The following is a 12,156-nucleotide window of genomic DNA, read 5'->3' as shown; positions in this document are numbered from 1 at the left end:
TCATGATGAAAGGCCAACTCGCCGGCTTGATGAAGCAAGCCCAGGCGATGCAGGACAACCTGAAGAAGGCGCAGGAAGAGCTCGCCAACATCGAGGTCGAGGGCCAGAGCGGCGCCGGTCTCGTGAAGGTGGTGATGACCTGCAAGAACGAGGTCCGTCGCGTCACCATCGACCCCAGCCTGCTGGCCGATGACAAGGACATGCTGGAAGACCTCGTCGCTGCCGCCTTCAACGATGCGGCCCGCCGCGCCGAGGCGACCAGCAGCGAGAAGATGGGCAAGCTGACGGCCGGCATGCCCATGCCCCCGGGCATGAAGTTCCCGTTTTGACGGCACTTGATGCGCTGATCGAGGCGCTCAAGCGCCTGCCGGGCGTGGGCCAGAAATCGGCCCAGCGCATGGCCTACCACCTGCTGCAGCACGACCGCCTGGCCATGCCCCGGCTGGCCGATGCGCTGACGTCCGCCGCTGAGCGCATCAAGCATTGCGAGCGCTGCCACACCTTCAGCGAGACGCCGATCTGCGGCGTCTGCGCGGACGTGGAGCGCGACGCCAAGCTGCTGTGCGTCGTCGAGACGCCGGCCGACCAGGCGGCGCTGGAGCGCACCGCCTCCTACCGCGGCTACTACTTCGTGCTGCTGGGGCGGCTGAGCCCGCTGGACGGCGTCGGCACGCGCGAGATCGGCGCGGCCGAACTGCTGGCGCGGGCGAGCGAAGCGGGCGTGGAGGAGGTCATCCTCGCCACCAGCTTCACGGCCGAGGGCGAGGCCACGGCCCATGTGCTGAGCGAAGCGCTGCGCGCGCGCGGGCTGAAGGCGACGCGCCTGGCGCGCGGCGTGCCGGTCGGCAGCGAACTCGAATACGTCGACCTGGGCACCATCGCCCACGCGCTCAGCGACAGGCGCTGAAGGACACCCACCGATGACGATCGCTCAACTCTGCCTCCTGGTGGCCTGCGTGCTGCCCATCGCCTGCGCGGGGCTGGCCAAGTCCAAGGGCTTTGGCAAGCGCCGCCGCGACGGCGGGTTCGACAACCACCAGCCGCGTGAATGGCTGGCCCGGCTGGACGGCTGGCAGGCGCGCGCGCAGGCGGCGCAGGCCAATGGCTGGGAGGCGTTGCCGGTCTTCATCGCCGGCCTTTTAGTCGCCCATCAACACCAGGCCGCGCAAGGCACGGTCGACGCGCTGGCGCTGGGCTTCATCGCGGCGCGGCTGGTCTTCATCGGCTTGTACGTCGCCGACAAGGCCACGCTGCGGTCGCTGGTGTGGGCCGCCGGCCTGGCGGCCTGCGTGGCGCTGTTCTTCGTGCGCTGAAACCTCAGGGCGCCGCGGACGCGACGACGTTGCGGCCACCCTTGCCACCGCGTGCCTTGGCGACCGGGCGCGCACCGGCCGCCGGCTTGGCGGCTGCGCGCACGCTGGCCTTGGCTTTGGCGGGCGTGCGGGCTGCGACGGTCGTGGCCTTGGCCGGCGCCGGCTGGAAGGCGGTGTAGACCACCACCGCCTGGCCCGGCTTGAAGCGCGTCGCGTTGCCGACCTTGTTCCACTGCGCCACCTGTTCCGTGCGCAGCTTGTAGCGTGCGGCGATGCTGGCGACGGTATCGCCCTTGCCGGCTTTCAGCGACACGCGGCGCAGCGGCGGCGCGTCAGGGGCCAGGTTGAGCGCGGCCGTGTCGGCCAGGCGCTCGGAGACGTCGTCGCGCACATGCTCGCCGCGCGGCACCAGCAGCGTGGAGCCGGCCTTGACCAGCATCTTGGGCGGGATGCGGTTGACCTCGCGCAGCAGCGTCTCCGACATGCCGGCGCGCTTGGCCGCATCGGCGGGGCTCATGGTCTTGGGCACGACCCAGGCCGTCCAGGTGGCCATCGCGCCGCTGTGGCGCGCCATGTTCTCGGCGAAGGCGCTGGCCTGGTCATAGGGCAGCAGCACCTGCGGCGTGGCGGCGGCCAGGATGACCGGCTTGTTCATCTGCGGGTTGAACTGCTGGAAGGTCTCCAGCGAGATGCCGGCCAGCTCGGCGGCCAGCGCGACGTCGATGTCGCGCTCGATCTTCACGCTCAGGAAGTAGGGGTGGTTGGCCACCTTCGGCAGCGCCAGCGCATAGCGGTCGGGCGCGAAGACGATGTTCTTCACGGCCTGCAGCTTGGGCACGTAATAGCGCGTCTCGTCGGGCACCTTCAGGCTGGCGTAGTCGGTCGGCAGCCCCAGCTTCTGGTTGCGGGCGATGGCCTTCTGCACGTTGCCCTGGCCCCAGTTGTAAGCGGCGAGCGCCAGATGCCAGTCGCCGAACTGCTTGTGCAGGCGGCCCAGGTAGTCGAGCGCGGCGCGCGTGGACGCCAGCACGTCGCGGCGGTCGTCGCGGAAGATGTTCTGCTTCAGGTCGAAGTCGCGGCCCGTGGCGGGCATGAATTGCCACATGCCGGTGGCCTTGGCCGTGGACACGGCATGCGTGACGAAGGCGCTCTCGATGAAGGGCAGCAAAGCCAGCTCCGTGGGCATGCCGCGCTTCTCGACCTCGTCGACGATGTGGAACAGATAGCGGCTGCCGCGGGTGGTCATGCGCTCGACGTAGTCGGGCCGGGCGCTGTACCAGGCCTCGGCCTTGCGCACCCAGTCGTCGTCCAGGTCCTGCAGCTGGAAACCACCGCGCACGCGGGCCCAAAGGTCGGCGCTGGCGTCGGGCGAGTCGAGGTCGATCTTCTCGCCGGGGCGCAGGTTGTCTTCCAGCAACTCGGCGGCCATGGCGCGCACGGGTGCCGCGGCCACGGGGGCCTCGGAGGAGGCACTGGCGGCAGCGAGGGCGGCGGGCGGGGAGGGTGGGGTGGCGGGGTCAGCGACCTCCGCGGGCGGGGTGGTGGTGGCGCAGGCCGCGAGCAGCAAGGCCATCACGACGGGGGAGAGGCGGTGAATCAGCGTCATCGGAATCCGTTCTTCCATTCGCGCAGCGTGGCGAAGACGTCGACCGGGCTGGGCGCGGTCGGGAGTTTGATGGGAGCGTGGCGCCGGGCGGCGTCGCGCAGCGCGGGTTCGGTGCAGCGCAAGAAGGGGTTGATGCGAATCTCGGTGCCGATGCGCGCCGGCAGCGTCGGCCGGCCGGCGGCGCGCTCGGCCTCGCACCAGGCGTTGTAGTCGGCCAGGGCGGTGTTGGCGGGGTCCACCTCGCGCGCGAAGCGCAGGTTGGACAGCGTGTACTCGTGGGCGCAGCAGACGCGCGTCTCGGGCGGCAGCGCGGCCAGCGACTGCAGCGACGCATGCATCTGCGCCGGCGTGCCTTCGAACAGCCGCCCGCAGCCGCCGCTGAACATCGTGTCGCCGCAGAACAGCAGCGGGTCGGCGCCCGGGACATGGGCCGCGAAGTAGGCGATGTGGCCGGCGGTGTGGCCGGGCACGTCCAGCACGGCAAAGCGCAGGCCCAGCAGCTCGACGGTGTCGCCGCCGTGCAGGCGCTGCACGGGCTCGGGCATGCGCTCGTTGACGGGGCCGTAGATGGGACCTTGCAGCCGCGGGCGCAGCGCGTCGACGCCGCCGACGTGATCGGCGTGGTGATGGGTCAATAGAATGCCTGCGAGCGTCAGCCCCCGAGCATCGAGCGCCGCAGCCACCGGCGCGGCGTCACCGGGATCGACGACCAGGGCCTCGCGGCCGTTGTCCAGCAGCCAGAGGTAGTTGTCGTCGAAAGCGGGGAGAGGCGTGAGCGTCAACGTGAGCGTCAATGGCGCCAACCCATGACAGATAAAGCGCCGATTATAGATTTGGCAGCCTGGCTGCAGACCCCGCCCGGCCGCCACCTGCTGGCGTGGGAGCAGGCGCAGGTCGATGCCGCGGTGGCCGACCTGTTCGGCTTTCATGCGCTGCAGCTGGGCATGCCCGAACTGGACGGTCTGCAGACCAACCGCATGCCGCACCGCTGGCTGGTCGGGCGCGACCTGCGCTGCGAGTTCGACGCGCTGCCGTTCGACAGCGCCAGCCTGGACCTGGTGCTGCTGCCGCACGCGCTGGAGCTGGCCTGCGATGCCCACGTGCTGCTGCGCGAGGTGGAACGGGTGCTGCGGCCCGAGGGCCGGCTCATCATCTTCGGGCTGAACCCTGCCAGCGCCTGGGGGCTGCGCCAGAACCTGGGCCGTCTGAAGTCCCGCGGCGAGCCCTATCTGCCGCGTGATGGCGAGTTCATCGGCTACTGGCGGCTGCGCGACTGGCTCAAGCTGCTGTCCTTCGACGTCGAGGCGGCGCGCTTCGGCATCTACCGGCCGCCACTGCGCACCGAGGCCTGGCTGCAGCGCTGGCAGTGGCTGGACGCCGTCGGCTCGCGTTGGTGGCCGGTGCTGGGGGCGGCTTATTTCATCCAGGCGATCAAGCGCGTGCACGGCATGCGCATGATCGGCCTGGCCAAGAACTCGCGCACCGCCGCCAAGACGGCACCGGCGGTCGCGTTGAACAACCATCAGAACAAAGAATGACTGAAACAGCGAAGCCTGCGCTGGCCATCAAGCGCCCGCAGGTCACGATCTACACCGACGGCGCCTGCAAGGGCAACCCGGGCCCCGGCGGCTGGGGTGCCTGGCTGTCCAGCGGCGGCCACGACAAGGAACTGTTCGGCGGCGAGCGCGAGACCACCAACAACCGCATGGAGCTGACGGCGCCCATCGAGGCGCTCGCGTCCCTGAAGCGCAGCTGCGACGTCGTCGTCTACCTGGACAGCGAGTACGTGCGCAAGGGCATCACCGAATGGATCATCAACTGGCAGCGCCGCGGCTGGAAGACGGCCGACGGCAAGCCCGTGAAGAACGCCGACCTGTGGCAGCGCCTGGACTCGCTGCGCAAGCTGCACGCGGTGGAATGGCGCTGGGTCAAGGGCCATGCCGGCGACCCCGGCAACGAGCGCGCGGACATGCTGGCGAACAAGGGCGTGGCTTCACTGGGCAGAGTCAGTCAGTAAAGTCCGCGCCAGCTGAGCCCCACAGAAGACCCCCAGGGAGATTGCCGATGAAGCTGTTGCCCACCTTGCTCGCCGCGCTGCTGATGGCCGGCGCGGCGCAAGCCCAGACCCAGAACTTCACCGTGGTGTGCGTGAAGACGCCCTGCGGCCACCTGAAGGTCAGCGAGACCGCCGGCCGGCTGGAAGTGGACTACAGCTACCGCAACAACGGCCGCGGCCCGGACCAGAAGGAGGTGCTGGAGTTCGCACCCGACGGCGCCTGGATGGCTTACCGCACCGAGGGCCAGTCCACCTATGGCGCGCGCATCGACGAGCGCTTCGAGCGCAAGGCCGACGGCAAGGCGGTGTGGCGTTCGCCGGTGGACAGCGGCGAGCGCGCCGGCGTGGGCCGCGAGGTGGTCTACCTGCCCGTGCAGGCCAGCCCGGCCTGGGCCGCGCGGCTGGCGCAAAGCCTGCTGGCTCGCAGCGGCCAGCGCACCGAGGCGCTGCCGGTGGGGCGCCTGTCCATCGAGCGCGTGCAGAAGCTGAGCCTGCCCGGCCAGCCGTTCGAAATCGGCCTGTACGCCATCACCGGCCTGGACCTGGAGCCCAGCTACCTGTGGCTGCGCGAGGACAACCGCGCGCTGTTCGCCCAGGTCTACCCGGGCTGGGGTGGCACGCTGCCGCAGGGCCTGGAGGGCGAGCTGGACCGCCTCGCCGACGCCCAGAAGGCCGCCCAGCTGGCGCACCTGCAGCGCCTGGCCAGGGAGCTGCCGCAGCCGCTGCCGGGGCTGACCGTCATCGAAGGCGTGCGCTGGTTCGACGCGCAGGCGGCCCAGCTGCGGGGCCCGTCTGACGTCTACCTGCTCGACGGCCGCATCGCGGCCATCGCCAAGCCCGGCAGCCTGAAGAACGCCGCGCCGGCCCAGCGCATCAGCGGCAAGGGCCGCACGCTGCTGCCGGGCTTCGTCGACATGCACGCCCACATCGGCCCCGGCGATCTGCTGCTGAACCTGGCCGCGGGCGTGACGGCGGTGCGCGATGTCGGCAACAACAACGCCGACCTGGCCGAGCTGCGCGGCCGCATCGAGCGCGGCGACGTGCTGGGCCCGCGCATCTCGGCCAACGGCTTCATCGAGGGCAAGAGCCCGTTTTCGTCGCAGGCCGACTTCGTGCCCGACAACCTGCCCGACGCGTTGGCCGCCATCGACTGGTATGCCGCGCATGGCTACCGCCAGCTCAAGCTCTACAACTCCATCCGGCCGGAGTGGGTCAAGCCCATGGTGGCCCACGCGCGGTCCCTGGGCCTGCGCACCGGCGGCCATGTGCCGGCCTTCATGACGGCGCGCGAGGCCGTCGAGGCGGGTTATGACGAGCTGCACCACATCAACCAGGTCACGTTGAACTTCCTCGTCAGCAAGACCGACGACACGCGCACGCTGCTGCGCTTCAACCTGGTGGGCGACAAGGCGGCTGACCTCAAGCTCAACGACCGCCGCACGCAGGACTTCATCGCGCTGCTGAAGAAGCGCGGCACCGTCGTCGACGCGACCATGACCGCCTTCGAGGCGCAGTACACGCAGCGCCAGGGCCAGCCCAACCCCAGCTACGCGATGGTGGCGGCCAACCTGCCGGCCGTCGTGCAGCGCGGCCTGCTGTCGGCCGAGGTCGACATGGACGACAGCAAGGCCAAGCGCTGGAGCGCGAGCTGGAAGGTCATGACCGACCTGCTGCGGCGCATGCACGCGGCGGGCATCCCGCTGGTGTCCGGCACCGACGCGACGCCGGGCTTTGCACTGCAGCGCGAGCTGGAGCTGTATGTGCAGGCCGGCATCCCGGCCGCGCAGGCGCTGAAGATCGCCAGCTGGAACGGTGCCAAGTACAGCGACCGCCTGACCGAGATCGGCAGCATCGAGCGCGGCAAACGCGCCGACCTGCTGCTGGTGGACGGTGACCCGGTGGCCGACATCCGCGCGATCCGCCGCGTGGCGCTGGTCGTGCAAGGCGACAAGGCGCTGTCTCCGGCCGCGCTCTACCAGGCCATGGGCATCCTGCCCTTCGTGCCCGCCGCGGAGATCACGAAGTGAGGCGTCTTGCGGCGCTGCTGCTGGCTTTGCCGATGCTGGCGGGGCATGGGATGGTGAAGGCCGACACCACGCTGCGCTTCTGCGCCGCCGGCAGCCCCAAGACCTTCGACCCGGCGATGACCGACAGCGGCATCGACCATGTCGCCCATCTGCCCATCTTCAGCACGCTGGTCGAAACCCGGCGCGGCACGGACGAGATCATTCCCGGCCTGGCGACGAGCTGGAGCGTCAGCCCAGACGGGTTGGCCTATACCTTCGAGCTGCGCCGCGGCGTGACCTGGCATACCGCCGAGGGCTTCAAGCCCACGCGCGAGTTCAATGCCGACGACGTGCTCTTCACCTTCGGCCGCCTGCTCAGCCGCGACAGCGCCTTTGCCAGGGCAGCGCCCAGCGTGTCGCCCTATGTCGTGTCGTTCGGCTGGGAGAAGCTGATACGCACGGTCGAGAAGCTCGGCGACCATCAGCTGCGCATCACGCTCGCCGAGCGGGATGCGTCCTTCCTGTCGGCGCTGAGCTTTGCGTTCACGATGATCCAGTCGGCCGAGCTGGGCGCCCAGCTGCTGAAGGCCGGCACGCCGCAGCGCATCGCGCAGGTCCCGGTCGGCACGGGCCCCTTCCAGTTCAAGAGCTTTCGGCAGGACAGCGTCATCCGCTACGTGAAGCACCCGACCTGGTGGCGCAAGGACGAGCGCCCGCGGGCGGACCAGCTGGTCTTCGCCATCACCACCGACGCCAGCGTACGCGCCCAGCGCCTGAAGCGCGACGAGTGCGACATTGCCGCGCCCGTGGGCCCCGCCGAGCTGGACGAGTTGAAGAAGGACCCGGCCATCAAGCTCGCCACGGCGCCCGGCATGAACGTGGGCATCCTGGCCTACAACACCAAGCACCCGGCGACGGCCAAGCTGGAGGTGCGCCAGGCGCTGGACATGGCCATCGACAAGGCCGCCATCATCCGCACCGTCTACGGCGACGCCGGCACGCTGGCCAGCAGCCCCATCCCGGCCGCCAACTGGGCGCACGACGCGACGCTCAAGCCCGCACCCTACGACCCGGCCAAAGCCAGGGCACTGCTGCAGAAGGCCGGCGTGCTGCCGCTGAACATCACGCTGTGGGCCATGCCCGTCGTGCGCGCCTACAACCCCAACGGCCAGCGCATGGCGCAGATGATCCAGTCCGACTGGGCCAAGGTCGGCGTGACGGCGCGCATCGTCACGTACGAGTGGGGCGAGTATTTGCGCCGCATCGACGCCGGCGAGCATGACGCAGCGCTGTCGGGCTGGAACGGCGACCCCGAGCCTGCCAACACGGCCGGCCAGCTGGCCTGCGGGTCCAACAGCGGCACTTTCTGGTGCAACCCGGCCTACGACAAGCTGCTGGCCGAAGCCCGCCAGGCCTTGAAGCAGGACGACCGCAAGCTGATCTACGCCAAGGCGCAGCGCATCGCCATGGAGCAGCTGCCCTGGACACCCATCGCCTACGGCCGCCTCGCCGTGCCCGAGCGCGCGGCGGTCAAGGGCTTTGTGCTGGACCTGGACGGCGGCATGTATTTCGATGGCGTGACGAAATGAGACCACCCCCTACCGGCTTCGCCGGCCCCCTCAAGGGGGCACCGCTGGTGGCCCGGCAGAGCCGGGTCCACGGCGTCCGCTTGGGAAGGCAGTACGGATATTTGAAAGTTTGAGAGGACCGAATGAGTATCAAGAGCGACAAATGGATCCGCCGCATGTGCGAGCAGCACGGCATGATCGAGCCCTTCGAGCCCGGCCAGGTGCGCGAGCAGGACGGCCGCAAGATCGTCAGCTACGGCACCAGCAGCTATGGCTATGACATCCGCTGCGCGCCCGAGTTCAAGGTCTTCACCAACATCCACAGCACCGTGGTGGACCCGAAGAACTTCGACGAGAACAGCTTTGTCGACGTCAACAAGGACGTCTGCATCATCCCGCCCAACAGCTTTGCGCTGGCCCGGACCATGGAGTACTTCCGCATCCCGCGCAACGTGCTGACCGTGTGCCTGGGCAAGAGCACCTATGCCCGCTGCGGCATCATCGTCAACGTGACGCCATTCGAGCCCGAGTGGGAAGGCTATGTGACGCTGGAGTTCAGCAACACCACGCCGCTGCCGGCCAAGATCTACGCGGGCGAGGGCTGCGCGCAGGTGCTGTTCTTCGAGAGCGACGAGGTCTGCGAGGTCAGCTACAAGGACCGCGGCGGCAAGTACCAGGGGCAGGTGGGCGTGACGCTGCCCAAGGCGTAGGCGTCCTCAGGGCGGCCGCGGCGCGCCGCCACCCCGCGCCAGGTAACCGGTCAGCCCGAGCCGTCCGGCCCGCATGACGCGCTTGTGGTTCCAGCGGAACAGCGGTCCCAGCAGCGGCACCAGGCGCCGCAGGATGCCCGGCGGCAGCGTGACGCGCCAGACGAAGGTCACGTCGGTGTGCCCGCCCACCCCCGGCGCGGCCTGCTTCATCAGCCAGATGCCTTCGCCCGCCAGCGTGCCGGCCGCTTTGGCGCGCAGGCGCTCCTCCTTGAGCACCTCGGTGACTTCCAGCTGCAGATGCAGCCGGTAGCCCAGGCCGGTGCGGAAGGTGATCTCCTGCAGCAGACCCACGCCGGTGCCGTCGCCGCTGCGCAGCTTGCGCACGCCCACGACGCCCGGCCACCAGCGGGGCCAGTGCTCGGTTTCGGTGATGGCGCCCCAGACGCGCTCGACCGGCGCATCCAGGCGCCAGTGGCTGACGAGGTCGAAATAGGCGATCTGGGGCATGTGACAGAGATACGACCGGCCGGGCAGGGTAGATGCTAGGGTCTGCGAAGGAGTACGCTGCATCCGGAAACAAGTCTGCTGCGTACCCGTATTTATGACCTCGCCCTCCGCCACCCCCGCCCCGTCCTGCGCGATGTACCGGCGTCTGCTGGCCCAGGGCGGCATTTTGAGCGATGGGCTCAAGGTCGTTCCCTGCCGGCTGCGCGCCGGCATCGTCTAACCCAGGAGACGCCACCATGACCCTCCCGCGTTCGACCGAGGCTGGCGATGAGCCGCCCGCCCATGCGCTGTTGTTCGACGACGTCGACCTGCACGACATCGAAGCCGAGCCGGCCTGTGCCGAGGCGGCAGCCGTCAAGCCCGGCTGCCTGCCGCTGGACGACGCTCAGCTGCAGGCCTGGATAGGCGGCATCGTCGACCACGACGAGCGCGCACTGCTGGCGCTCTACCAGGCGACGCTGTCTCGCGTCTACGGCCTGGTGCTGCGCCTGGTGCGGCGCAGCCAGCTCGCCGAGGAAGTGGCCGAGGAGGTCTATTTCCAGGTCTGGCGCCAGGCGCCGCGCTTCGACCCCGAGCGGGGCCGGCCGCTGACCTGGCTGCTGGGCATGGCGCGTTCGCGCGCCATCGACGCGATCCGCCGCGAGTCGCGCTTCCAGCACGAGGCGCTGGACGAGGAGGCCGCGCCAGCCAGCGCCCCGGCGGCCGAGTCGGGCGACGAACTGCTGGCCGTGGCCCAGGGCCATGCCGAGCTGCACCGCGCCTTGCTGCTGCTCAAGCCGCAGCCGCGCCAGCTCGTCGCGCTGGCCTTCTTCAACGGCCTGTCGCACGAGGAGATCGCCAGCCAGACCAGCCTGCCGCTGGGCACGGTCAAATCGCAGATCCGCCGCGCGCTGATCACATTGCGCGACGCGCTGGGTGACACCGGCGCCCACGCGCTGCCGGCATGAGGGCAACACCATGAACATGCTGCCCACCACGCCTGAATCCGAAGAACAAGACATGAGCCCGCTGCTCAGCGAACCCTTTGCCCGCGCCTGGACCGCGCCCGCACCCGCAGGCCTGCCCGGCCGCCTGGGCGAACGCCTGAGCGCGCGGCTGACGCAATCGCTGCTGGCCGAGCAAGGCATGGTCACCGTGCGCCGCCGCAAAGCCGAGGCCGAGCCGCTGGCCGACGGCGTGCAGCAACGCTGGCTCTACCGCGCGCCGCAGCAGCGCACGCTGCGCGCCGGCGAACCGCGTGCCGCCAGCGTCATCGAGCTGCAGGCCGGAGCCCGGCTGACGCTGCCCGCGGGCGGGCCGCGTGAGTTCCTCGTACTGCGCGGCGGCGCCCAGGTCGACGCCGACCTGCTGGAGCTGCGCGACTTCCTGCTGCTGCCGGCCGGCAGCGCGCCGGTGCTGAGCAGCGCCGATGGCGCGCATGTCTTCGTGCGCGAGGCCGACGGCGACGACGTCAAGCGCACGCTGGTGCGGGACGTCGAGGCCGGCTGGCCGGAGTTCGCGCCCGGCATCCGCCGCCGCGTGCTGTGGACGGGCGGCGGCCAGGCCGCGCTGCTGTACCGCGCCGACCCTGGCGCCAGCGTGCCCAACCACAGCCACGGCCACGACGAGGAATGCCTGATGGTGCAGGGTGAGCTGTTCCTGGACGACGTGCTGCTGCAGCAGGGCGACTACCAGCTGGCGCCTGCCGGCACGGGCCACCGCATCACCGAGACCGACACCGGCGTCATCCTGTACGCCCACGGCGACCTGGACCTGCAGTTCTGCTGACTTGAGCGGCATCAGCGCCGGTTAGGCCGGTCATTTCGGGCTTTATCCGGCCTTCGCTTTGCCGAGGGACCGGCACCATGGCGGCCAACACGACACCTTCCGTCGAGGCCCGCCATGCTGATCCCGCTGCACCTGATCCCCGTTCCCACCGACGAGCCCCGCGGCCTGGGCGACCCGGGCCATGCCTGGCAGCGCGACACCGGGCTGAAGATCGCGCCGGGCGTGCATCTGGGCGACATCCGCGCGCTGGGGTTGACGGTGTCCGGCGCCACGACCGGCCGGGTCGCCACGGGCGACCTGCTGCGTTTCGGCCAGCTGATGAACGACGCCGGCCTGGCCATCAATCCGACCCGCATGCTCTACGACCGCCATTACGCCTATGAGCGCCTGGCGGACGGCCATGGCAGCGACCACGCGGGCCTGCGCGAGCTGGCGCTGGAGCTGTTCGAGGCCTACCAGGCGTCGGGCGAGTGGATAGGTCTGACGCACTGAAGCCCCTCGTCCAAGGAGTACCTTGGCCGGTCCCCCGAGGGGACGGCGACGCTTGCGGCATCGAGCCGCAAGCACATCGCCCAAGGCGGTCCGGCTTGGGAGCGGCCCGGCGCTCGGCCCGCTAAAGCTGG

At 70.0% G+C, this 12,156-nt stretch carries 15 protein-coding genes; 12 read left to right on the top strand and 3 right to left on the bottom strand.

The window, feature by feature from the left end:
- Positions 1-2 precede the first annotated feature (2 nt).
- From AC1D29_RS01515 to AC1D29_RS01505, 3 genes are read left to right on the top strand one after another with little or no spacing between them, the layout of a single operon-like run.
- Entirely contained in the window at positions 3-329 is a 327-nt protein-coding gene (locus AC1D29_RS01515) for a YbaB/EbfC family nucleoid-associated protein (RefSeq protein WP_477894058.1), read from the top strand.
- Positions 326-907, top strand: a complete 582-nt coding sequence (gene recR, locus AC1D29_RS01510; RefSeq protein WP_477894056.1) for a recombination mediator RecR — start codon at positions 326-328, stop codon at positions 905-907. Before AC1D29_RS01515 ends, recR begins: the two co-directional genes overlap by 4 nt.
- A gap of 13 nt (positions 908-920) precedes the next feature.
- The gene (locus AC1D29_RS01505) at positions 921-1,313 is read left to right on the top strand and encodes an MAPEG family protein (protein ID WP_477894054.1); all 393 of its coding nucleotides are present in this window, start codon (positions 921-923) and stop codon (positions 1,311-1,313) included.
- A 4-nt stretch (positions 1,314-1,317) separates the two neighbouring features.
- On the opposite strand, the gene AC1D29_RS01500 is transcribed toward AC1D29_RS01505, so the two are convergent.
- Together AC1D29_RS01500 and gloB are read right to left on the bottom strand one after the other, a co-directional pair.
- Positions 1,318-2,919, bottom strand: a complete 1,602-nt coding sequence (locus AC1D29_RS01500) for a transglycosylase SLT domain-containing protein (protein WP_477894052.1) — start codon at positions 2,917-2,919, stop codon at positions 1,318-1,320.
- Positions 2,916-3,701, bottom strand: a complete 786-nt coding sequence (gloB, locus tag AC1D29_RS01495) for a hydroxyacylglutathione hydrolase (protein ID WP_477894050.1) — start codon at positions 3,699-3,701, stop codon at positions 2,916-2,918. Before gloB ends, AC1D29_RS01500 begins: the two co-directional genes overlap by 4 nt.
- Positions 3,702-3,752: 51 nt before the next feature.
- Between gloB and AC1D29_RS01490 the strand changes: the two genes are divergently transcribed.
- The 5 genes from AC1D29_RS01490 (at position 3,753) to dcd (ending at position 9,259) form a co-directional block, all read left to right on the top strand.
- Positions 3,753-4,457: a class I SAM-dependent methyltransferase gene (locus AC1D29_RS01490; RefSeq protein ID WP_477894048.1), complete on the top strand. Its 705-nt coding sequence runs from the start codon at positions 3,753-3,755 to the stop codon at positions 4,455-4,457.
- Entirely contained in the window at positions 4,454-4,936 is a 483-nt protein-coding gene (rnhA, locus tag AC1D29_RS01485; RefSeq protein ID WP_477894046.1) for a ribonuclease HI, read from the top strand. Before AC1D29_RS01490 ends, rnhA begins: the two co-directional genes overlap by 4 nt.
- A 47-nt stretch (positions 4,937-4,983) precedes the next feature.
- Positions 4,984-7,002, top strand: a complete 2,019-nt coding sequence (locus AC1D29_RS01480) for an amidohydrolase family protein (RefSeq protein ID WP_477894044.1) — start codon at positions 4,984-4,986, stop codon at positions 7,000-7,002.
- Positions 6,999-8,570, top strand: coding sequence for an ABC transporter substrate-binding protein (locus tag AC1D29_RS01475; protein ID WP_477894042.1), 1,572 nt, complete (start codon positions 6,999-7,001; stop codon positions 8,568-8,570). The genes AC1D29_RS01480 and AC1D29_RS01475 overlap by 4 nt, the downstream gene beginning before the upstream one ends.
- Before the next feature lie 122 nt (positions 8,571-8,692).
- Positions 8,693-9,259, top strand: a complete 567-nt coding sequence (gene dcd, locus AC1D29_RS01470) for a dCTP deaminase (protein ID WP_119045551.1) — start codon at positions 8,693-8,695, stop codon at positions 9,257-9,259.
- A 6-nt stretch (positions 9,260-9,265) separates the two neighbouring features.
- Here dcd and AC1D29_RS01465 read toward each other — a convergent pair whose 3' ends face one another.
- Positions 9,266-9,766 (bottom strand): SRPBCC family protein, encoded by a 501-nt coding sequence (locus tag AC1D29_RS01465; protein WP_477894040.1) that lies wholly within the window; start codon positions 9,764-9,766, stop codon positions 9,266-9,268.
- 94 nt (positions 9,767-9,860) lie between these two features.
- On the opposite strand from AC1D29_RS01465, the gene AC1D29_RS01460 reads away from it, so the two are divergent.
- The 4 genes from AC1D29_RS01460 (at position 9,861) to AC1D29_RS01445 (ending at position 12,025) form a co-directional block, all read left to right on the top strand.
- A complete protein-coding gene (locus tag AC1D29_RS01460; RefSeq protein ID WP_477894038.1) occupies positions 9,861-9,986 on the top strand; it encodes a hypothetical protein in 126 nt (41 codons plus the stop codon).
- Positions 9,987-10,002: 16 nt separating this feature from the next.
- A complete protein-coding gene (locus AC1D29_RS01455; RefSeq protein ID WP_477894036.1) occupies positions 10,003-10,713 on the top strand; it encodes a sigma-70 family RNA polymerase sigma factor in 711 nt (236 codons plus the stop codon).
- 10 nt (positions 10,714-10,723) lie between these two features.
- Positions 10,724-11,533, top strand: a complete 810-nt coding sequence (locus tag AC1D29_RS01450) for a cupin domain-containing protein (protein ID WP_477894034.1) — start codon at positions 10,724-10,726, stop codon at positions 11,531-11,533.
- 114 nt (positions 11,534-11,647) lie between these two features.
- A complete protein-coding gene (locus AC1D29_RS01445) occupies positions 11,648-12,025 on the top strand; it encodes a hypothetical protein (RefSeq protein WP_477894032.1) in 378 nt (125 codons plus the stop codon).
- The last annotated feature ends 131 nt before the right edge of the window (positions 12,026-12,156 follow it).

It is taken from the genome of Roseateles sp. P1_C6 (assembly GCF_056406315.1).
This window is presented reverse-complemented; position numbering and strand designations above follow the sequence as displayed.

Excerpts from the sequence above, each read along its gene's own strand:
- AC1D29_RS01480 (WP_477894044.1), top strand. The coding sequence starts at position 4,984 with ATGAAGCTGTTGCCCACCTTGCTCGCCGCGCTGCTGATGGCCGGCGCG.
- AC1D29_RS01445 (WP_477894032.1), top strand. The coding sequence starts at position 11,648 with ATGCTGATCCCGCTGCACCTGATCCCCGTTCCCACCGACGAGCCCCGC.
- dcd (WP_119045551.1), top strand. The coding sequence starts at position 8,693 with ATGAGTATCAAGAGCGACAAATGGATCCGCCGCATGTGCGAGCAGCAC.
- AC1D29_RS01460 (WP_477894038.1), top strand. The coding sequence starts at position 9,861 with ATGACCTCGCCCTCCGCCACCCCCGCCCCGTCCTGCGCGATGTACCGG.
- AC1D29_RS01455 (WP_477894036.1), top strand. The coding sequence starts at position 10,003 with ATGACCCTCCCGCGTTCGACCGAGGCTGGCGATGAGCCGCCCGCCCAT.
- rnhA (WP_477894046.1), top strand. The coding sequence starts at position 4,454 with ATGACTGAAACAGCGAAGCCTGCGCTGGCCATCAAGCGCCCGCAGGTC.
- AC1D29_RS01450 (WP_477894034.1), top strand. The coding sequence starts at position 10,724 with ATGAACATGCTGCCCACCACGCCTGAATCCGAAGAACAAGACATGAGC.
- AC1D29_RS01465 (WP_477894040.1), bottom strand. The coding sequence starts at position 9,766 with ATGCCCCAGATCGCCTATTTCGACCTCGTCAGCCACTGGCGCCTGGAT.
- AC1D29_RS01515 (WP_477894058.1), top strand. The coding sequence starts at position 3 with ATGATGAAAGGCCAACTCGCCGGCTTGATGAAGCAAGCCCAGGCGATG.
- AC1D29_RS01500 (WP_477894052.1), bottom strand. The coding sequence starts at position 2,919 with ATGACGCTGATTCACCGCCTCTCCCCCGTCGTGATGGCCTTGCTGCTC.
- AC1D29_RS01505 (WP_477894054.1), top strand. The coding sequence starts at position 921 with ATGACGATCGCTCAACTCTGCCTCCTGGTGGCCTGCGTGCTGCCCATC.